Annotated in this window: 21 protein-coding genes, 4 tRNA genes and 1 pseudogene; 17 read left to right on the top strand and 9 right to left on the bottom strand. The window is 39.4% G+C overall.

The window, feature by feature from the left end:
* Window positions 1–304 precede the first annotated feature (304 nt).
* On the bottom strand, window positions 305–916 hold the full coding sequence (gene fabR, locus PALI_RS15930) for an HTH-type transcriptional repressor FabR (protein WP_193156454.1): 612 nt from the start codon (window positions 914–916) through the stop codon (window positions 305–307).
* Window positions 917–1,042: 126 nt separating this feature from the next.
* Here fabR and PALI_RS15925 point away from each other — a divergent pair, with 126 nt between their 5' ends.
* Window positions 1,043–2,176, top strand: a complete 1,134-nt coding sequence (locus tag PALI_RS15925) for an acyl-CoA desaturase (RefSeq protein WP_193156453.1) — start codon at window positions 1,043–1,045, stop codon at window positions 2,174–2,176.
* A 13-nt stretch (window positions 2,177–2,189) separates the two neighbouring features.
* Window positions 2,190–3,620, top strand: coding sequence for a Si-specific NAD(P)(+) transhydrogenase (gene sthA / locus PALI_RS15920; protein WP_193156452.1), 1,431 nt, complete (start codon window positions 2,190–2,192; stop codon window positions 3,618–3,620).
* 105 nt (window positions 3,621–3,725) lie between these two features.
* Here the strand turns inward: sthA and hemE are convergent, their stop codons facing one another.
* Entirely contained in the window at window positions 3,726–4,790 is a 1,065-nt protein-coding gene (hemE, locus tag PALI_RS15915) for a uroporphyrinogen decarboxylase (RefSeq protein ID WP_002961084.1), read from the bottom strand.
* 530 nt (window positions 4,791–5,320) lie between these two features.
* Here hemE and PALI_RS15910 point away from each other — a divergent pair.
* Complete coding sequence (locus PALI_RS15910) at window positions 5,321–5,791, top strand: Rsd/AlgQ family anti-sigma factor (RefSeq protein ID WP_077536402.1); 471 nt, start codon at window positions 5,321–5,323, stop codon at window positions 5,789–5,791.
* A gap of 72 nt (window positions 5,792–5,863) precedes the next feature.
* Here the strand turns inward: PALI_RS15910 and fkpA are convergent, their stop codons facing one another.
* Window positions 5,864–6,616, bottom strand: a complete 753-nt coding sequence (gene fkpA, locus PALI_RS15905) for an FKBP-type peptidyl-prolyl cis-trans isomerase (RefSeq protein ID WP_193156451.1) — start codon at window positions 6,614–6,616, stop codon at window positions 5,864–5,866.
* Between the two features lie 210 nt (window positions 6,617–6,826).
* Between fkpA and PALI_RS15900 the strand changes: the two genes are divergently transcribed.
* Together PALI_RS15900 and PALI_RS15895 are read left to right on the top strand one after the other, a co-directional pair.
* Window positions 6,827–7,825 carry a WD40 repeat domain-containing protein gene (locus PALI_RS15900; RefSeq protein WP_193156450.1) on the top strand — a complete coding sequence of 333 codons (999 nt, stop codon included), beginning with the start codon at window positions 6,827–6,829 and terminating at the stop codon, window positions 7,823–7,825.
* Entirely contained in the window at window positions 7,812–8,027 is a 216-nt protein-coding gene (locus PALI_RS15895) for a SlyX family protein (protein ID WP_004335946.1), read from the top strand. Before PALI_RS15900 ends, PALI_RS15895 begins: the two co-directional genes overlap by 14 nt.
* Window positions 8,028–8,057: 30 nt before the next feature.
* On the opposite strand, the gene PALI_RS15890 is transcribed toward PALI_RS15895, so the two are convergent.
* Window positions 8,058–8,261 (bottom strand): YheV family putative zinc ribbon protein, encoded by a 204-nt coding sequence (locus tag PALI_RS15890; protein WP_004589620.1) that lies wholly within the window; start codon window positions 8,259–8,261, stop codon window positions 8,058–8,060.
* Window positions 8,262–8,393: 132 nt separating this feature from the next.
* On the opposite strand from PALI_RS15890, the gene PALI_RS15885 reads away from it, so the two are divergent.
* The 12 genes and pseudogenes from PALI_RS15885 to PALI_RS15840 all read left to right on the top strand — a co-directional run bounded on the left by PALI_RS15885 (window position 8,394) and on the right by PALI_RS15840 (window position 18,689).
* Window positions 8,394–10,316, top strand: a complete 1,923-nt coding sequence (locus PALI_RS15885) for an ATP-binding cassette domain-containing protein (RefSeq protein WP_193156449.1) — start codon at window positions 8,394–8,396, stop codon at window positions 10,314–10,316.
* Entirely contained in the window at window positions 10,300–10,710 is a 411-nt protein-coding gene (locus PALI_RS15880) for a TIGR02444 family protein (RefSeq protein WP_193156448.1), read from the top strand. Before PALI_RS15885 ends, PALI_RS15880 begins: the two co-directional genes overlap by 17 nt.
* A 291-nt stretch (window positions 10,711–11,001) precedes the next feature.
* Window positions 11,002–11,295 carry an ISAs1 family transposase gene (locus PALI_RS20270; protein WP_193156447.1) on the top strand — a complete coding sequence of 98 codons (294 nt, stop codon included), beginning with the start codon at window positions 11,002–11,004 and terminating at the stop codon, window positions 11,293–11,295.
* Window positions 11,296–11,308: 13 nt separating this feature from the next.
* Window positions 11,309–11,536 carry an ISAs1 family transposase gene (locus PALI_RS20265; RefSeq protein ID WP_193156514.1) on the top strand — a complete coding sequence of 76 codons (228 nt, stop codon included), beginning with the start codon at window positions 11,309–11,311 and terminating at the stop codon, window positions 11,534–11,536.
* Window positions 11,537–11,923: 387 nt separating this feature from the next.
* Entirely contained in the window at window positions 11,924–12,055 is a 132-nt protein-coding gene (locus PALI_RS20260) for a hypothetical protein (protein WP_264299774.1), read from the top strand.
* A gap of 132 nt (window positions 12,056–12,187) precedes the next feature.
* Window positions 12,188–12,241: pseudogene (locus tag PALI_RS20360) on the top strand (hypothetical protein); the annotation flags it as partial.
* A 42-nt stretch (window positions 12,242–12,283) separates the two neighbouring features.
* The gene (locus PALI_RS20255) at window positions 12,284–12,424 is read left to right on the top strand and encodes a hypothetical protein (protein ID WP_264299773.1); all 141 of its coding nucleotides are present in this window, start codon (window positions 12,284–12,286) and stop codon (window positions 12,422–12,424) included.
* 93 nt (window positions 12,425–12,517) lie between these two features.
* On the top strand, window positions 12,518–14,008 hold the full coding sequence (locus tag PALI_RS15860) for a hypothetical protein (RefSeq protein ID WP_193156445.1): 1,491 nt from the start codon (window positions 12,518–12,520) through the stop codon (window positions 14,006–14,008).
* A 496-nt stretch (window positions 14,009–14,504) separates the two neighbouring features.
* Window positions 14,505–15,497: a hydrolase gene (locus PALI_RS15855; protein WP_138585319.1), complete on the top strand. Its 993-nt coding sequence runs from the start codon at window positions 14,505–14,507 to the stop codon at window positions 15,495–15,497.
* A complete protein-coding gene (locus PALI_RS15850; RefSeq protein WP_007378894.1) occupies window positions 15,494–15,748 on the top strand; it encodes a YheU family protein in 255 nt (84 codons plus the stop codon). Before PALI_RS15855 ends, PALI_RS15850 begins: the two co-directional genes overlap by 4 nt.
* 57 nt (window positions 15,749–15,805) lie before the next feature.
* Window positions 15,806–17,002, top strand: a complete 1,197-nt coding sequence (locus tag PALI_RS15845) for a dipeptidase (RefSeq protein ID WP_193156444.1) — start codon at window positions 15,806–15,808, stop codon at window positions 17,000–17,002.
* Window positions 17,003–17,774: 772 nt separating this feature from the next.
* Window positions 17,775–18,689 (top strand): hypothetical protein, encoded by a 915-nt coding sequence (locus tag PALI_RS15840; RefSeq protein ID WP_193156443.1) that lies wholly within the window; start codon window positions 17,775–17,777, stop codon window positions 18,687–18,689.
* Window positions 18,690–19,091: 402 nt separating this feature from the next.
* On the opposite strand, the gene tuf is transcribed toward PALI_RS15840, so the two are convergent.
* The 5 genes from tuf to PALI_RS15815 form a co-directional block, all read right to left on the bottom strand.
* Window positions 19,092–20,276: an elongation factor Tu gene (tuf, locus tag PALI_RS15835; RefSeq protein WP_024589451.1), complete on the bottom strand. Its 1,185-nt coding sequence runs from the start codon at window positions 20,274–20,276 to the stop codon at window positions 19,092–19,094.
* A 128-nt stretch (window positions 20,277–20,404) separates the two neighbouring features.
* Window positions 20,405–20,480: transfer RNA gene (locus PALI_RS15830), tRNA-Thr, on the bottom strand.
* A gap of 11 nt (window positions 20,481–20,491) precedes the next feature.
* Window positions 20,492–20,566: transfer RNA gene (locus PALI_RS15825), tRNA-Gly, on the bottom strand.
* 46 nt (window positions 20,567–20,612) lie between these two features.
* Window positions 20,613–20,697, bottom strand: a tRNA-Tyr gene (locus PALI_RS15820).
* A 40-nt stretch (window positions 20,698–20,737) separates the two neighbouring features.
* Window positions 20,738–20,813 (bottom strand) — tRNA-Thr (locus tag PALI_RS15815).
* Between the last annotated feature and the right edge of the window lie 101 nt (window positions 20,814–20,914).

Genomic DNA, 20,914 nt, shown 5'->3' with positions numbered 1-20,914 from the left:
AGATTAGTTTTTTGTTATTTTTTTGAACTATATTTCTTTAGTGCCTTCTCTAGGGTGTGTTAACCTTTGTAGATTGAAATTTGTTCAATCTAGGGGCGATTTAATCGCGGCGCGAGGTTTGCAACCTAGTGGGCTAAGTAAAAACCGAACAACAAAGAGTCAATCGTCCCTAGGCAGAACCCAAGGGCAGCGCATGTTTGGCATTTATGCTGCGTTATCGCCTATTTATGGGGAATAACCACACACCATAGGCTCTGCCTTGCCTAAATACCAAACAGTCTGCTGCAAAATCAATCACGAAAGGTCAACACGCCCTGGCGTAATGCGATGCACCGCGTGTAATGTAACGCAACTGCCAAATAACCCGCTCAATAAGCTCATCTCGTTGTTGCCCTTCGATATCAAGTGCCTCTGCACCGGCATTAAATACCAGCGTTACCATAGCTTCAGACTGAATATATGCATGCATAGCATTGCATTTAGTTTCACTTTCTAAGTAATGAGCAAGCTCTAAAATGAAGTGTTTAATTTCGCGGGCTACAGCGGCTCTAAATGCTTTAGAGGTGCCTGAACGCTCTCGCAAGAGTAATCTAAATTGGTTACTTGAGTTATCAATAAACTCCATAAAAGTAACCACTGAGGTGTTTATCACACTACCACCATCATTTGCGATGCGTCTACGTGCTTGACGCATTAGTTGGCGCAACGTTAAACCAGCTTCGTCAACCATAGTTAAGCCCAGTTCATTCATGTCTTTAAAATGACGATAAAATGAGGTTGGGGCAATACCAGCTTCTCGCGCTACTTCACGCAAACTTAAATTCGAAAAACTATGATCAGCACTTAGCTGATTAAATGCCGCTTGAATTAACGCTTGTCGTGTTTTTTGTTTCTGCTGCGCTCTAACACCCGACATCAACAGCTCCCTGAATTATTTTATATGAATATTTAGTGATATTAGCTCAATTGTACAGTCTAATACTTGACGACAAGAGTTTGAAATACTATTTTAGCTTACAGTTGTACGCTGAGATTGAGAATTATGAATAAACCACCGATTATTTGGACAAACGTCCTGTTTTTTAGCCTGACCTTTTTGGCGGCTGCCGCACTTGTACCTTGGTACGCTATTAGCTACGGGTTTACCAGCGCGCATTGGATTGCCTTTGTAGGCTGCATGTTTTATGCAGGCCTATCTATTACTGCTGGCTACCATCGATTGTGGGCACACAAAGCCTACAATGCGCATCCAGCCATTGAATTTATTTTTGCACTTGGCGGTGCTTTTGCACTACAAAACAGTGCACTGCACTGGAGTAGCGATCACCGTATACACCACGGTCAAGTTGATGACCCAATAAAAGACCCTTACGCAGCGACCAATGGTTTTTGGTATAGTCACATCGGTTGGATGTTACGTGACTACCAAGGCGATAGCTATGGTGATTACAGTAATTGTCGTGATCTACAACGTAATAAAATCGTTATGTGGCAGCATAAGCATTACTTAAAACTGGTGATTGCCATGAATGTAGGTCTGCCACTTATTCTTGGCTTATTAGTGGGTGATGTATGGGGTATGTTAATTCTTGCCGGTTTACTTCGTTTAGTATTGAGCCAGCACTTTACCTTTTTTATTAATTCGGTTGCACATATTTGGGGCTCTCGCCCATATACCGAAAAAAACACAGCACGTGATAATGGCTTTTTAGCGCTATTTACTTACGGTGAGGGTTATCATAATTTCCACCATATTTTTGCAAGCGATTACCGTAATGGTATTAAATGGTTTCATTACGACCCAACAAAATGGATGATCCGCGCTTTAGCTGCTGTTGGTTTAGCCAATAAATTAAAACGCACACCAGTTGAACGTATCGAAAAAGCCAAAGCCGAAACGCTAATGAGTAGAACGCAAACGCGTCTTGCAAAATTGCCTTTAGCGCAAGATAAGCTTACATTATTACAACAAGAGTACGACTTACTGCTGAAAAAACTGCAAAATTATTGTTCACTACAAAAACAAGTGTTAGAAGTTAAAAAAAATAACATGGCAAAGCAGTGTGAACGCTCAGCATTAATGGCACAATATCATGAGCTAGAAGCCGCCTGGGAAAATCAAAAACAGGCATGGCTAGCACTTAATGCGAGGTTATTAAAAGCCTCTTTTAATTAATTTAGGAGTGGCAGTGGCCAAACAATCAGAACAAAAAAAAGTACCCGTGACATACCAATATGACGCAATCATTATTGGCACGGGTCCTGGCGGTGAAGGTACCGCCATGAACCTTTCAAAAAACGACAAAAAAGTAGCGGTTATTGAACGCCAAGAGTCAGTTGGTGGTGGTTGTGTGCATTGGGGAACCATTCCTTCAAAAGCGCTTCGCCACTCTGTTAGTCGTTATATTGAATACAAAGCTAACCCATTGTTTAATGTTGGCGAACGCCCTAGTCGTCTAACATTCCCTGATATTTTACGTCACGCAAGTTCTGTTATTTCTAAGCAATCCAATTTACGCAGTAGCTTTTACGATCGCAACCGCATTCATATGTTTCAAGGCGATGCGAGCTTTGTAGATAAGCACACCATTGAAATAAAAAGAAATGACGGCTCAACCGAGCGACTGACCGCTAAAACGATTGTTATAGCAACGGGTTCTCGCCCTTATCGTCCACCTGAAGTCGATTTTACGCATTCTCGTATTTATGAAAGCGATACAATACTTGGCCTTGAGCACGACCCCCATCGCGTACTTATCTACGGCGCAGGTGTTATTGGCTGTGAGTATGCTTCTATATTTAAAGGATTAGGCGCAAAAGTTGATTTAGTTAATACCCGCGATCGACTACTTGCTTTTATGGATGCTGAAATCTCTGACGCACTTAGCTATCACTTTTGGAATAGCGGTATTGTTATTCGTCACAACGAAGAGTTTGACCGAATTGAGACGCGTGACGACTGCGTTATTATGCATTTAAAATCAGGCAAACGCGTAAAAGCTGACTGTATTTTATTTGCAAATGGCCGCACAGGTAATACCGATACATTAAATCTTGAAGCCATTGGCTTAAAAGCCGACAGTCGTGGCCAATTAAAAGTTAACGAAACATATCAAACGGATATTGAAAACGTATACGCTGTAGGTGATGTAATTGGTTACCCAAGCCTTGCAAGTGCTGCGTTTGATCAAGGCCGTATAGCTGCTGATGCAATTGCCTGTGGTAACTGCGAAGACAGGCTGATTATTGATATTCCGGCCGGTATTTATACCATTCCAGAAATGAGTTCAGTAGGTAAAACAGAGCAAGAACTTACAGCCGCTAAAGTACCGTATGAAGTTGGCCGTGCTCAGTTTAAGCATTTAGCACGTGCGCAAATTGCGGGTACTGAAGTAGGTAGCTTAAAAATATTATTCCACACTGAAACCAAAGAAGTGCTTGGCGTTCACTGCTTTGGCGAACGCGCGTCTGAAATTGTGCACATTGGCCAAGCTATTATGGAACAAAAAAATGGTGGCAATAATATCGACTACTTTGTAAATACCACATTTAATTACCCAACCATGGCTGAAGCCTACCGTGTTGCCGCATTAAATGGTTTAAATCGCTTATTTAAATAACCGCTTAAACAATTGATTTAAAAGCCTTTATAAATAGATAACAAAAAGCCCGCTAATTAGCGGGCTTTTTACTTTTAAACTGTTTTAAACTTTATTAAGCGATCATTACTTATGGTATTTAGCACTTAGCTCATGTACAGCATTGATGAATACACCAGCATTTTCAGGGTCTACATCTGGTGTAATACCGTGGCCTAAGTTAAACACATGACCGTTGCCTGTACCAAAGTCTTCTAAAATAGTGCCTACTTCTTGGCGAATACGCTCTGGTGTACCGTGTAACATAGACGGATCCATATTACCTTGTAGAGCTACTTTATCACCAACGCGGCGCTTAGCGTCGCTAATATTAATAGTCCAATCAAGACCAATTGCATCACAACCTGTTGCTGCAATTGCTTCAATCCATTGACCACCATTTTTAGTGAACAAAGTAACCGGTACTTTACGACCATCGTATTCACGAATTAAGCCATCAACGATTTTATGCATGTATTGCAGTGAAAATTCGTTGTAATCACGTGGGCTTAATACCCCGCCCCACGAGTCAAATACCATGAGTGATTGCGCGCCAGCTTTAATCTGCGCATTTAAGTAATCAATGACTGAATCAGCTAATTTATCTAGTAATAAATGAAGTGTTTGCGGCTCTGCAAACGCCATTTTCTTAATTTTACCAAATACTTTACTACTCCCACCTTCAACCATGTAAGTTGCTAGCGTCCAAGGAGAGCCAGAAAAACCAATGAGTGGTACTTCGCCTTTAAGTTCACGGCGAATAGTACTTACTGCGTTCATTACGTAGCCAAGCTCGTCTGTAGGGTCTAACTTTGGAATTTTTTTAACATCCGCAAGTGATGAAATAGGACGCTCAAATTTAGGTCCTTCACCCGTTTCAAAGTACAGACCTAAACCCATAGCGTCTGGAATCGTTAAAATGTCACTAAATAAAATAGCAGCATCTAACGGATAACGACGCAGTGGCTGTAATGTTACTTCACACGCAAGCTCAGCATTTCGACACAGGCTCATAAAATCGCCCGCTTGTGCACGTGTAGCACGGTATTCAGGTAAATAGCGTCCTGCTTGGCGCATCATCCATACCGGAGTTACATCTACTGGCTGTTTAGCTAGTGCACGTAAATAACGGTCGTTTTTTAATTCGCTCATGGCGTAAATAATCCTAAGGCTTGTATAAATTATGCGAGATTGTACCACCATATTCACCGCCCCTCTATTGCTTAGAGACGAAAACAACCTTACCTTAAGGTAGATCAAGATTATTTAAGCTTTCATTTTATTTTGACCATAAAACACACAACCTCAAAATAACATTTAAAACTTTTAATTAATATGTTTGCAACATAGTAAAAACCTTGTTATTGTTTGTCCCGCGTTAACAAAAACAACAATAAAAATCTTAAAATAATAACAATAAAAGTCATTAAAATAATAACAATAAAAATTATCTTATAAAAATAAGAAAGCTTGTTACAACAAGTCATTGAAAGAAATTAGACCACCCTAACCGGTGGTTTTTTCTTGCCCGCAATAAATTTTTAGTCTTATATCTCAAATAAACAACACCGCTTTTAGAACATCTATTTTACTTGTTGATATACACGCAAATTAAATATATCTTGATGTATATAAACTTATTATATTCCAATTGAAAGACCAACCCAGCTAGGAGAATAGTTATGCTGACGCGTGTAGAAAAAGCTCAACAAAAATGGGGTGGCAGCCACACTGTAATCGACAAGTGGTTAAACGAACGCCAAGAGCTCATTGTGCTTTTTTGTAAAATGGCTGGTTTTTCACCGTACGATAAAAAAGATCATGCTTTGCCTGAACCTGCGCAGATTGAATCATTTTGCCAAATTTTGATGGATTATTTATCTGCAGGTCATTTTGAGATTTATGATGATATTGCTAAGGCATGTGAGAAAAAAGGCGTACAAAGCCAAGCCTTGGCTAACGATATTTATCCACGCATTTCAAGCACTACTGATGTGGCACTTGATTTTAACGATAAATATGCCGAAGTGAACAAAGACGATTTACTGAAAGATTTTGATAATGACTTATCTGTAATTGGTGAAACACTAGAAGCACGCTTTGCACTAGAAGATGAACTGATTGATAATTTATTTTCCAATCACACAGATTAATTACTTATATTAAGTATATTAAAAAAGGGACCTAAGGTCCCTTTTTACATTTAAACTATAAGCGTTAGTTTATTATTGTGCTGCGCTAGCATCCGCATCGTTTTGAATCTCTAGTAATTCAACTTCAAATACAAGCGTTGAGTTAGCAGGGATTTTACCTAAATCACGGTCGCCGTAAGCAAGTTCAGAAGGAATAGTGAACTTGTACTTAGAGCCAACAGACATAAGTTGTAAACCTTCAGTCCAACCCGGAATTACACGGTTAAGAGGGAAAGTCGTAGGCTCGTTGCGTGAATATGAGCTATCAAACTCGGTGCCATCTAGCAAAGTACCTTTATAATGTACTTTAACTACATCAGTCGCTACTGGCTTTTCGCCATCGCCCTGTGTAATTACTTCGTACTGTAAGCCAGACTCAGTAACTGAAACACCTTCTTTTTTAGCATTATCAGCTAGGTATTTCACACCGGCTTCTTTACTTTTTTCAGACTCAACTTTTGCTTTTTCTTCTTGCTTAGTACGCACTGATTCATCTAATGCAGTTAACACTTCACGAATTTTTTCTTCGTCAATTTTTGCATTACCAGCAAGTGCATCTTCAAAACCACGAATTAACAGTGCTTGGTCTAGTTTAATACCAATTTCTGTTTTATCTGCTAGGTCTTTATTTAAAAAGTTACCTACAGATGCACCAATACCGTATGCTTGTTGCTGCTCTACAGTGTCTAGTTTAACTTCTGCTTGCTCTTTTTTTGCTTCTTGATTACAAGCTGTAAGCGCTAAAACTGACGCTGCAATCAATGACAATCTAATCGTCTTTTTCATTTTAAATCTCCGACACACTTTGCAGTTGTCATTTATTGTATTATTACTAGTTAAAGATTAACGGCCTACATGGTAGGCTGTTTGTGTAATGACTAAATTTTTGTTAGCTAAACTAAACGCATATTCAGTGCTTAGACAAACAACCTAGGCATTCAACGCATCCTAGTCTAACCTCTCAGTCAACAAGAGTTAAGAGGAAATACCTGTAACATGTCGATATTTCGTACTTTTTTAATCATATTTAGCTGTTTTTTAGTCATTGCCTGTAGTGATAAAAAACAACACGCTATTGCAAGCTACGAACATGCAGCAAAAGGTGCATTTTCGTCAACATTATCAAACGATGGTAAATACAGCTTAATCTCCTCAATCAATCATGGGGTCGCCCTGTGGGATAATCAACAAAACGCTCTCAAATACCAATGGTTTCAGCAGCAAGCTGAAGATAGCTTAGTGTATGCTGTTGCAATTGCCTTTGATAACAGCGTTGCTGTTACCGCAGAAAAAACCACGTTTGCCGTTTGGGATATAACCACAGGCAAAAATAAAGGCTATTACAAAATCCAAAAGGCCAGCATTCGCGATATTGCTATTAGCAATCAAGGCCGAAGCGTATTGTATGGTCGAAGCGACGGTGTAGTGGTATTTATAAATCTTGAAACCGGCAGACGCATCGAGTTTTTAGGCCACCAAGATAAAGTTAACACTGTCGATTTATCGCCGAATGGGCGCTTTGCTTTAAGTGGGTCTAACGATTATGTTGCTTACTTTTGGAATACGCTTACTGGCCAAGTAATTCACCGCTTTAATCACCCAACGCGTGTCACCCAAGTAACCCTAGATCCACAAGGTCGCTATGCGTTTACGGCCGATAGTATGGCACAAGCAAATGTATGGAAGCTGACTACAGGTGATCTTGTGAGTAAACTGAAGTATATTGCGCGTCAGAAAATTTTTACTGCGGTGCGTTTTAACGAACAAGGCACTTTGCTGGCAACCGGCTCTCCTAATAAGCGAGTTGATTTGTGGCAAATACCAAGCGGTGAAAAAATTCAAACTTGGCAGGTCACCCCGCGCGAAGGCAGTAAGCCGAAATCGGCAGTGGTGCTAGATGTGACATTTACAGATAACGGTAAGTCGTTGTTAACCGAAAGCTCCAGCGGTATCGCAGAGCGATTTATGATACGAGAGAATAATGAACACAATTGAACATCGCTTAATGGAACTTGAAGCCAAAGTGGCTTTTCAAGACGAAACGATTGAAGTCTTAAATGATGAAATAAAAGTGCACCAGCAACTTTTAGCAAAAATGAAACGCCAAACAGAGCTGCTAGCAGAAAAAATTAAAGAGTCGCAGTCATCGTCATCTATGATGTCGGAAGTACCTGAGCCACCGCCACCGCATTACTAAAGCTAGTAAAAACAGGCGATAAAAACCGGGTTAATCACCCGGTTTAAACACACCAATGACTTGTTCAAATTGGCGGGTAGATGCCTGAACAGCGTTATCTGGCTGCGCCATTTTATGACCACACTCAACACATTCTACTTTTTCAACATCATGTTCTCTGTAAAGCATCATAGTATCCATAGCTTTACACTCAGGGCACGATGCACCAGCAATAAATCGCTTTTTTTGTCTCACAACATTTTTCCTGTGGTTAGAACTGCCGCTATTTTATCGTATAACTTCACTTGTTGATACGCTTGATAAGCGCATTAAGTTCTATGGTATGATAACGCCAACTTAACAAGGGCACAGTAAAGTAACGCATTCATGATCCAAATATCAGAAATAGAACTACTTCGTGGCGGAAAAGCCTTATTAAAAAACGCATCAGCTACGTTATTCCCGGAGCATAAAGTTGGGTTAGTAGGCGCTAACGGCTGCGGAAAATCAACCTTATTTGGCCTATTAAAATCAGAATTGCAACTCGATGCAGGTAATTGCAACATTCCAAAAGATTGGTCTATTGCCTCAGTAAAGCAAGAAACTCCAGCTCTTGAAATAAGCGCAATTGATTATGTACTGCAAGGCCATCCAGAATACTATGCAATGCGTATAGCACTGCGTGAGGCCGAGCAAAACAACGATGGCGATACACAAGCCAAAGTACACATTCAACTCGAGAACATTAAAGGCTATAGCATTGAATCAACAGCTGGTGAACTTTTACATGGCTTAGGCTTTGCGAATAACCAAATAGAAAACCCTGTAAGCTCGTTTTCAGGTGGTTGGCGTATGCGCTTAAATCTTGCCCAAGCATTAATACGCGATGCCGATTTACTATTGCTCGATGAGCCAACAAACCACCTTGATTTAGATGCTGTATATTGGCTTGAACGCTTTTTACGTGCTTACACAGGTACGTTGGTACTTATATCACATGACCGTGAGTTTTTAGATGCCGTCGTTGATCAAATTTGGCATGTAGATAAGCAACTTATCAATGTGTACAAGGGTAATTACTCGCAGTTTGAGCGCCAAAAAGCAGAGCGTTTACTGCAACAACAAGCCATGTTTGATAAGCAACAAGAGCAAATTGCTCACTTAGAGCAATTTATAACTCGCTTTAAAGCAAAAGCCAGTAAAGCTAAACAAGCACAAAGCCGTGTGAAAGCGCTTGAGCGCATGGAAAAATTAGCACCGGCACATGCCGACTCACCTTTTAATTTTGAGTTTGCAGACCCAACCGCATTACCAAACCCACTAATGACGATAGATAAAGCCAAAGCGGGTTATGGTGATGTTACCATTTTAAATAATATAGAACTAAACCTAGTGCCAGGTAGCCGAATTGCATTACTTGGTAGAAATGGCGCGGGTAAATCAACACTGATTAAACTGCTGTCTGGTGATTTAGCGCCGCAAGCTGGCGAAGTCATTCAGCATCACGGATTAAATATTGGTTACTTTGCGCAGCATCAGCTTGAATCTCTTGATTTAAAAGCCAGCGCAATAACACATATACAACGACTAAACCCAAAAGCGACCGAGCAATCACTACGTGACTTTTTAGGTGGTTTTGCCTTTATTGGCGATAAAGCCTTAGAACCTGTAGCGCCTTTTTCGGGTGGCGAAAAAGCACGCTTAGTACTTGCTATGCTGGTATATCAAAAACCAAATTTACTATTACTCGATGAGCCAACTAACCACCTTGATTTAGAAATGCGCCATGCACTTGTTATGGCTCTGCAAGGGTTTGAAGGCGCAATGGTTACCGTATCGCACGATCGCCATATGCTTAAAAACACCGCCGATGAATTTTACCTAGTAGATGACGGTAAGGTGACCCAATTTGGTTATGACTTGGATGCGTATTATCAATGGCTGCTTAATGCCAATAAAGAGGTAACTAAGACTGAGCAATCTGATGAAATAAAAGCTAATTCTGGCGTTAATCGTAAAGAACAAAAGCGCCTAGAAGCCGAGTTTAGAAAAGCAATTCAACCACTTAAAAAGCAAATTGAAAAGCTTGAAAAGCAGTTAGATAAATACTCAGCAGAGCTTAACGAAGTAGAAGCCGCACTAGGTGATAACGAACTCTACAACGACGATAACAAAGCCAAGCTAAAAGAATTATTGGCCAAGCAAGCAACGCTTACACCTAAGCTTAACGACGTTGAAGAAGAGCTACTGATGGCACTTGAAGAAATGGAAGAAAAAGAACAGGCCTTCGCCGATGAACTTGCTCAATAGCGACCATTTTTGGCAATTTGCGTGCACCTTGTACGCAAAGCCTGGGCAACAAACAACCTTGCTGGCACTACAAAACCAGCAAGGAAAAAACGTCAATTTATGCTTATTACTGCTTTATTTAGATTCATTAAAGTTAAGTATTAATGCCCAACAGCTAAATGAGTTAATAAATGTAACTAGTGATTTTGATACTCACGCATTACAGCCTCTGCGCGCCGCACGTAGCTATTTAAAAATTAATCAGAATACGTTAAGTGATTACGCCACAATACGCGAGGAACTGCTTAATGCAGAACTCAAGCTTGAAAAACAACAGCAGCATATGTTGATTGAAGCGGTGAATGGGTTTGAATTCGTAGCAGATCCAGAGCCGAATAATATCGAGTTGTATTAAGAATACATATAGGCCGTAACGCCTAGCTATAACCGGCTTGATAGTGTTTAGCCATAACGACTTATGTCAGTCGTGCTTTAGTGTACTAATTCAAAAAAACTCAAATTTTCGCCATAAATGACGACCTACCGTGGTGAATATCTATATGCACCTGATAATTTTTACTGGAGGGTCAATTTTTGCAGCTTTTACGACAACAAACATCTCTATGTATGATACAAATTCACCAGGGCAAAATCGTACTTTAAGCAATAACGTGATCTAATAGTCTTCTTAAAGCAGGAGCTTGCTATGTCATTTATTGATCACGTTTCTATTATTGAAGACCCTCGTAAAGGTATTAATGTTAAATATGATTTCATTGATATTTTATTTCTTGCCTTTAGTGCCGTGATTTCAGGCGCTAAGGGGTGGCAGGACATTGAATATTTTGGTCATGATAAACTCGATTGGTTAAGGCTGCACAGGCCTTTTAAGCAAGGTATTCCCGTTGATGACACCATAGCTCGGATTATTCGAGCGATTTCACCCGATCAGTTTAATCAAGCGCTCATCAATTGGGTCAGTGAAGTTAGGCTGAGATAATGGAAAAGAACAAATAACCATTGATGGTAAAACGCTACGGCATTCTTTTGATGGTGAACGACATAGCACTTTGTATAGTATTACGGCTTGGAGTAAATCTAATGGTCTAGTATTGGCACAAGCTCGCAGTAAAGGTAAAAAGAATGAAAATAGTCGTGTATTAGACATGCTAGAGACGCTAAATATATCAGGCGCTATAGTCAGTGCTGATGCGATGAACACACAAAAAAATTGTGACTAAAATCCTCAAAAACGGTGGCGGTTATATATTATGCGTCAAAATAATCATAAAAAGCTAAAAGAAGAAATAGCGGCTTATTTCCATAAAGTGACACGAGATACTCCCGATCGTATTCAATTCACGAAGAAATAGATAGCGGACATGGTCGTATAGAAAGTCGTTACTATCGCCAACTAAGAATGAGCGAATGGATTGAAGAAGGTAATGCTTGGCAAGGGATACAAACGCTAATTGAAGTTACACGCAAGCGAATAATTAAAGATAAAGAGCAGCAATAGTTGATGAATTTAGAACATAAATAATTTTTGGTTTAAAATCTATCAAAGCATGCGATTACCCTGAACATGCCTTGTGTAATGCTCATCATATTCGAGAACTGGAAAGGGCATGGGAGCAAGATGGTTTGCAATGGGCAAAGAAGTTGCAAACTCTCCTGAAAGAAATCAACATCAAATAGATAACCCCGAGCTAGATGCAGACACAAAGCGCACTATATACAAACGTATCAACACATATTAGCTCAGGGTAACGTTAAATGCCCTCCACCAGATGAAAACAGCCGTGTAAAATGCCAGCGAGAGAGGTAAAGCGAACAAAGTCTAGGGCGTAGCTAGAGCGGTTAAGAGATTATCAAAATGATGCCTACGCTTCATGACGGAAATTGCGGTGCCTTTTACAAATAACCAAGGTGAGAATGGCATTAAGGTGACCAAGGTTCATCAAAAGATATCAGGGTGCTTCAGGAGCATGCAAGGAGCAGAGATGTTTTGTTTGATCAGAAGCTATCTCTCGACTTGCAGAAAACAAGATGTATCTGCAAGCTTGGCACTTGAGCTACTCTTCAAAAATCAGCTACCTGATATATTTATTGAAGGTGTGGCTGAATAGTTACTTTTTATTTTATTTATTATCACTACATTGAATTTTTATAAATCTTAACGCATAGTATCTGTGCAGAGAATAATTAATTAAGGGAATGTGATGAATGAAAATAGGGGTTTTATTACGTATGCGTTAGTAGCTATGGTATTTCAGGCTATTTTAACTTTTAATGTAGAAGCATCTACACATGCAACAGATATTATATTTTCAACTAAATATATAATAGTAGACATTGACAATAGGCATATCTCCGCACAGCTCGATTTGAAAAAAAACAGCAAAGGTTTTTTAAAGCAGAAAACTAAGTCATCTATAAAATGGAAGCGAGCTGCAAATGGCGTCATTATAAAACCCAATCAACCTATGATTGTATCTCGATTTGAGACAGCCCCTAACTCCGTCATTAGAGTAGAATTAACTCAACTTCAATTAATACATCTAAACGATAAACTTTATCAAAGTGTTAGACATTATAATGCTATTGATGAGAACTCAAATGAAATTATCGAAGCGTTTACTGAACGTTCAAATGTAGCTATGTTAGAAAAGCAGAAGCTAAAAAGGTGGGATCTCGATTTAACTGGTAAAAAATGGACTATTGATGGGATTGAATTACTAACTTACTCAGAGCAACCCTATTTTTCTGATGTTGCATCAGCCAGCGCCCACTTTATCAGTAAAAAACATGGAGAATTTATATTTTTCAATGGGGATAAAGCTCCTTTCAAGTGGCATCTGAAAGATAATAAACTAATTATAAAAACACATATAAATGGTAAGAAGCAAAAGTATACATTCTGGAAGATTGACAAAGTAGGAAATGTTGGTATTGAATTTGTTGCTGACGTTAAAAATAGCAATAACACACAATTACATACGCGTAGAGGCATGTTTATTGAGCAGCAAGAAACTGTATTCAATTTAGATGCTATTGTAGGAAGCTGGCATTTAGGTGCCCATCAGTATGACCATTATGCCGATAACATCACAATACCAAATATTGTGCATCCAGGTTCTCGCTGGGAGTTGACTGATGATGGGACTTTTCTCAGGTTTAAGCTCACTCACCCAGAGCAAGGCTCTGTGATAGATTGTCCAGATGATACATGCTACTTGGCTTGTAAATTCACACACCGCCTTATTGCACGAGAGGGCAACACTCTCTATATGGAAAATGGGGTAGTTTCAGAGTTTGAACCAATGAGCCCCTTGAGACTAAATAATGCATCAGTAGGCGTGGTTGAATTTAACCCCCAACATGGGATCGAACAGTTTTCACATAGTTGGTTAGATTTTTCAACTTTAACGTTTAATGATGGAAAGAACTATAAGAAATTAAGGTTTATGGTTCAACAACAGCCAGATGGAGTAACTAATTATACTGTCCGAAGTTTTAGTGATAATAGTATATTAGCGCACTATAGTATTGTTAATGATGTGCTATCAATTATTGCAGATAAAATTACATCGCATTATAAGGTTTTATCTTTTTCTCGTACTCAGTTGACTGCTTGTAAATATGGCGATGATAAAATATGTAGTGAAGGTGAAATAATTAAAATTGATTTACACAATGGTCTATTTAATTAATATTTTTTTACATTAGAGTAATACGCCGATAAAGCAATAACCACTCGTATATTAAAGCGGGTGGTTCTGACCTATTATATTCACTAGATGGCTTTTCACTTCCTAACGTGGTTTAAACATGATCTAAATCAACTTTACTTCGCTCCCACATCCGCTTAATAAAATAACTTGATCTCGATCACGTTACACCATACAAACAGCGCTTATGATTAACCCATCAACAACGAGGGGAACAACTCATGAACGTATTCTTTAGAGACTTTTTTACAGATCCAGTTTTATTTTTGTCTTTTGGATTTTTAGCTATTGTTGTTTCTCTTTGTATCTTTTTCGCTTTTTTCTTTCTTAAAAAGATAAATGACGCAGAAATTCCTGACCAAAATTAAGCACGACGCACAAAGCGCCTAATCTATTACTGATTAGGCGCTTTTTATTTTTAACCGCTAAAAATTTGATACACTAGCGCTTCGTTTATTGTTAAGTGTGTAGTACCAATATGATCCATAAGTTCAAACCAGCATGGTGGATGACTAATCGTCACGTTCAAACCATAATGCCGCGTTTTTTCCGCCCTTTTCAACATACACGCTACGAACTTGAACAACTTGATACACCCGATGGTGATTTTATTGAACTCGCTTGGTCACTTCCACACAACGAGACAGCGCCACTTGCCATTGTACTTCATGGCCTTGAAGGCAATATAAATAGCTTTTATGCCAAGGGCATGATGAAAGCGTTAAAAAAACAAGGTTATGCAGTAGTGCTGATGCACTTTAGAAATTGCTCAACCGAAGTTAATCGCTTGCCTCGCGCATATCACAGTGGCGACACCGCCGATTTAGCTTTTTTCATTAATCACCTAAAACAGCAATACCCAAATAGACTAATGGTTGCTGTGGGGTTTTCACTTGGTGGTAATGTACTTGCTAAGTATTTGGGTGAACAAGCATTGGCATGCCCACTCAACGCTGCTGCAGTAATATCGGCTCCTTATGATTTATCTTCATCGAGTGATGTAATTCGCAAAAGCTTAGGTAAAATTTATCAAAAATATCTGCTCGATCGTATGAAAAAATCGATGCAGCGTAAACTGCCACAAATTAAGCAGCAGATTTCGTTAACCCCTAAACAGTTAATGAAAATCGATGACTTATTAGAATTTGACAATCAACTAACAGCTCCTTTACACGGTTTTGAAAACGCACACGATTACTATCGTCAAGCCAGTGCAATGCCATATTTAAAGCATATTGCAGTTCCAACATTAATTATTCATGCCAAAGACGATCCTATGCTGTCAATTAAAGCCGTGCCAAGTAGGCAAGATGTGAGTGGGCATGTTACGCTGCGCATCTCTGAAAAAGGCGGACACGTTGGTTTTATTAGTGGTAAAAACCCATTTAAGCCAATATTTTGGTTAGAGAAAGCCGTACCCAACTATTTTGGGCAACATGTTCTAAATAAAGTAAATAATGAGCAATTATGATCATCCCTTTTGAGCAACTCGATAAAGATACTCTTTACAACTTAATAGAAAGCTATGTACTGCGCGAAGGCACTGATTATGGCGAAGTAGAAGCAAGTATTGAATCTAAAGTTAACCAAGTTAAGCTACAGCTTAAAAATGGCGAGGCTATGGTGTTTTTTTCAGAGCTACATGAGTCTGTAACCATTATTTCGAAGGGCGAATTTAAAGCGTTGCAAAGTGAAGAGCACCAAGCACAGTCATTTGATTAGCACTTGTAACTTTTGAACTGAACGTACACAATGGCCTTTTACCCTAAGAGCCAAAACATGATAAAACTCAGCACTCTAGTGGTAGCCGTATCACTAGTTTTAACACCCCAAGCCTTTGCAGAGCAAGCTACTAGCGCATCAGACAAAGCAATCAAACTTACCAAAGAAACTATATTAATTGACACCCATATTGACGTCCCTTATCGAATATACAATAAATGGGATGATGTGACTAAAGCAACTGACGGCGGTGATTTTGATTATCCTCGCGCAGTAAAAGGCGGTTTAAATGCACCGTTTATGTCGATTTATATTCCTGCACATTTAGAATTTGAAGGTAAAGGTAAAAGCTATCAGTTGGCCAATCAACTCATTGATGGCATGGAAGCTATTGCTCAGCGTGCACCCGATAAGTTTGCAATTGCTAGTTCAACTACGGACATTGAAGCGCAATTTAAACAAGGTAAGCTATCTATTGCGATGGGAATGGAAAATGGCTCGCCTATTGAAGGTGATTTAAAAAATCTACAACACTTTTTTGACCGTGGTGTCCGCTACATTACTCTTGCTCATTCACAAAGCAATCATATTTCTGACTCATCCTACGATATACGCCGAAAGTGGAAAGGCCTAAGCCCATTTGGTAAAGAGCTGGTCACTGAAATGAATAATATTGGTATGTTAATCGATGTCTCGCATATTTCGGATGATGCGTTTTATCAAGTTATGAAGCTCTCTAAAACCCCAGTTATTGCATCGCATTCATCACTACGCAAGTATACTCCAGGTTTTGAGCGTAATATGAATGACGATATGTTATTAGCGCTGAAAGAAAATGGCGGTGTTATTCAAATCAACTTTGGTTCAAGCTTTGTCACTGCTAAAGCAGGTAGTTGGGGCAAACAGTTAAAAAGTAAAAAAGAGCTGGTAAAAAAAGAAGGCACTAAATTAAGTCAAGATTTTGATGCTGCGTATCGTGCTAAAAACCCATACCCTTTTGCTAGCCTTGCGCAAGTACTTGACCATATTGATCACGTAGTTAAGCTAATTGGTATTGATTATGTAGGTATTGGTTCTGATTATGACGGTGTTGGCGACTCATTACCTATTGGCTTAAAAGATGTCTCTAGCTATCCAAACCTAGTTCAAGGGTTAATGGACAGAGGGTACAGCGATAAAGACATTAAAAAGATATTGAGCGGAAATACGTTAAGAGTATGGAAAAAAGCAGAAGAGTATGCAAAAAATAATTAAATTTACCAAGGGCCTGCTTATCTTTCAAGGTTGAATTTGCAGCTGACTGTTTGGTTTTTAGGCAAGGCAGAGCCTATGGTGTGTGGTTATTCCCCATAAATAGGCGATAACGCAGCATAAATGCCAAACATGCGCTGCCCTTTGGTTTCTTTCTAGGGACGATTAACTCTTTGTTGCTCGGTTTTTACTTAGTCCACTCGATTACAAACCTCGCGCCGCGATTAAATCGCCCCTAGATTGAACAAATTTTAATCCTGAAAGGTCAACAGGCCCTAAAGTAAACCTGATATTAGACTCTAAAAAATAGAGTCTTTTTTACTGTTATACCAATTGCATTAAATTAATGGTTTATTATAGCGACAAGAAAATAGCTCAATGACAAGGCTAAAATTATGATACATAGTTGTTCTATATAAATAATTTTTCACGTAGTTAGTGAGTTATTTAATACGCTAAAGTGATCATGTTTTTAATAAAATTGGTGTTATACCAATTTACTAATTAAGCGGTTTATTTTGGGTAAGGGTTTCGTTATTTAGTTGCTCTCGGCAATTGCCACTGCATGGTTCTACATCCATGCAGTCGTTTATCAGAGACTTTTACCCAGCTTAGCTCCTCAAATTGATTACGTATTCTTGTGGATTAGTATTCGTTAACCTGAACTACATTTGAAAAATTACTTTGTTGAGCATGAGTATTGCTTACATCTTTTAACAGACATTAACCTTTAAAAACGATAAATTTAGACCCTCATTGATAAAGAGTACCTTAAATGCCAATTAATAAAGAATCTATCGCTATAACCTTGTCTATTGCAGCTGTTACTATTGCCAGCTATGGTGCATTTTTTACAACAGCTCCTTCAACATCTCATCTTCAATCACAAAATATGCATGACTCACGATCTAGTAATGAAATTGATCGATCTGATGCACCAGTCAGCAATAACCCTTTATTAAAAGACTTACAAACACAGGTTACTGCTTTAAAACTAGAGCTGACAAATTTGAAGCTAAGTAATATTGGTCCTAATGAGAATGTATCATCTCCTGACATTAAAGAGCTAGTCCTCGCCGTTATTGAAGAAAAAGAACAAAAAGAAATTGAAGAACTACGAGATAAAAATCCATTATATGGCTTTTATGCTGATTTACCTGATGATTATGACTTACGTATTAAATCAGATCCTGCATTCACAAAAAGCGTAAATGAAGAATTGCGAAGCAAAATATTAAGTACACATTATACTGATTTAGAACGCTTGGGAGCATTGAGCCAGTTACAGATGAATATGTTCATTTTGAATAAATCGCAAATGCCCGAATACGACTATGAGGCCGTGGGCAGCATTTTAGATTTAGCTACTGTAAGCAACGATGAGAAGTTTAAAATACAAGCGATAGAAATCACAACACAGGCCCCTGTAAGTGATTACCGTTTAGTAGAGCGCTTTTCAACAATACTCAAGCAAGATAACAACGATTATGTTCGTACTCTTGCTAGCCAAGGCTTGATAAATCAATACTACCAAGCAAAAGGCACAAAAAATGGGGATATTCAGCAAGTAGCTGAGCAAATTTTATCCCTATATCAAAATACCTCTGACGAAAAAGTGAAATCACTTTTACATGAAATGGTGGGTGACGAAGTAATGCTAGAAGAATTACGTAAACATTCGCAGGGCTGAGCCTAAAAGAGTTAATAAGCAACCTAAACTCAAGCTAAGTCATTAAAAAGGTCACCCAGAGTGACCTTTTATTTTAGGCATTAAAAAACCCGAGGCTAAGCTCGGGTTTTTTGCCAATAATTAGCTAAGCTAATAATTACGCTACGATAATTGCTACAAAGCACCTACGCCTAAGGTAAGAGCGCCACCTTCATATGACACTTTTCTTCAGGCATTAAAAAAGGCCACCTAAGTGACCTTTTTCTAATAATTAACTTTAAGGTTAATTATTACGCTACGATAGTTGCTACAAAGCACCTACGCCTAAGGTAAGAGCGCCACCTTCATATGACACTTTTCTTCAGGCATTAAAAAAGGCCACCTAAATGACCTTTTTCTAATAATTAACTTTAAGGTTAATTATTACGCTACGATAGTTGCTACAACACCAGCACCTACAGTACGGCCACCTTCACGGATAGCAAAACGAAGACCTTCATCCATCGCGATTGGCGCGATTAGAGTTACAGTCATCTTGATGTTATCACCAGGCATTACCATTTCTACGCCATCTGGTAACTGTACGTCACCTGTTACGTCAGTTGTACGGAAGTAGAACTGTGGACGGTAACCTTTGAAGAATGGAGTATGACGACCACCTTCATCTTTCGAAAGTACGTATACTTCTGAAGTGAATGTAGTATGTGGGTTGATTGAACCAGGCTTAGCTAGTACTTGACCACGTTCAACGTCTTCACGTTTAGTACCACGTAGAAGTGCACCGATGTTTTCGCCAGCACGACCTTCGTCAAGAAGCTTACGGAACATTTCAACACCAGTACAAGTAGAACGAGTTGTATCATTGATACCAACAATTTCTACTTCGTCATTGATGCGGATGATACCAGCTTCAACACGACCAGTTACAACAGTACCACGACCCTGGATTGAGAAAACGTCTTCGATAGGCATGATGAAAGGCTTATCGATGTCACGCTCTGGCTCTGGGATGTAAGTATCAAGTGCGTTTGCAAGCTCAACAATCTTATCTTCCCACTCTTTCTCGCCTTCTAACGCTTTAAGCGCAGAACCAGCGATTAGAGGTAAGTCATCACCTGGGAAATCGTATTCTGAAAGAAGTTCACGAACTTCCATTTCTACTAGTTCAAGTAGCTCTTCGTCATCAACCATGTCACATTTGTTCATGAACACGATGATGTAAGGAACGCCAACCTGACGAGAAAGAAGGATGTGCTCACGCGTTTGTGGCATAGGGCCATCAGTCGCAGCAACTACTAAGATCGCGCCGTCCATTTGAGCAGCACCAGTGATCATGTTTTTAACATAATCGGCGTGACCAGGACAATCTACGTGCGCGTAGTGGCGTGAAGGAGTATCGTATTCAACGTGAGACGTTGAAATAGTGATACCACGTTCGCGCTCTTCTGGAGCGTTATCGATTGATGCGAAATCTTTAGCAACACCGCCGTATACTTTTGCAAGTACGTTAGTGATTGCTGCAGTTAGTGTAGTTTTACCGTGGTCAACGTGGCCAATTGTACCAACGTTTACGTGCGGTTTTACGCGTTCAAACTTTTCTTTTGCCATGACGGAACCTATCAGTTTTGTGTATCTAAATTACATATGAAAATAATCCACCAGAGGTAGATTAAGTTAATTTTTTCAAATAGTATTTTCTGACAGATAAAGGAAGTAATCAAGGAGATTCTTAGGACTGGTGCTGATAGGCAGAGTCGAACTGCCGACCTCACCCTTACCAAGGGTGCGCTCTACCAACTGAGCTATATCAGCAACACAAGAACTGGAGCGGGCAGCGGGAATCGAACCCGCATCATCAGCTTGGAAGGCTGAGGTAATAGCCATTATACGATGCCCGCATAAAAATCTGTTCTTAAACTACCTCTAACCGTCAAGAATAAAAAGTGGTGGAGGGAGCTGGATTCGAACCAGCGAAGGCTGAGCCGTCAGATTTACAGTCTGATCCCTTTGGCCGCTCGGGAACCCCTCCACGATAATTCTCTACTAATTCACTTCCGGTAAAAGGAAAGTGGTGCCGACTAACCGAGTCGAACGGTTGACCTACTGATTACAAGTCAGTTGCTCTACCAGCTGAGCTAAGTCGGCACTGCTTTAGTACGGGGCGAGATATTAGAGTAAGGTTTATTGGGATGCAACTATAAAATCAAAAAAAGTGTAATTTTTTAGTTTAAATGCTCAATATTCAT

It is taken from the genome of Pseudoalteromonas aliena SW19, assembly GCF_014905615.1.
In the GTDB taxonomy this organism is placed as follows: Bacteria; Pseudomonadota; Gammaproteobacteria; order Enterobacterales; family Alteromonadaceae; genus Pseudoalteromonas; species Pseudoalteromonas aliena.
Note: the sequence above shows the minus strand (reverse complement) of the source record. Positions and strands in the feature narration are given on the sequence as shown.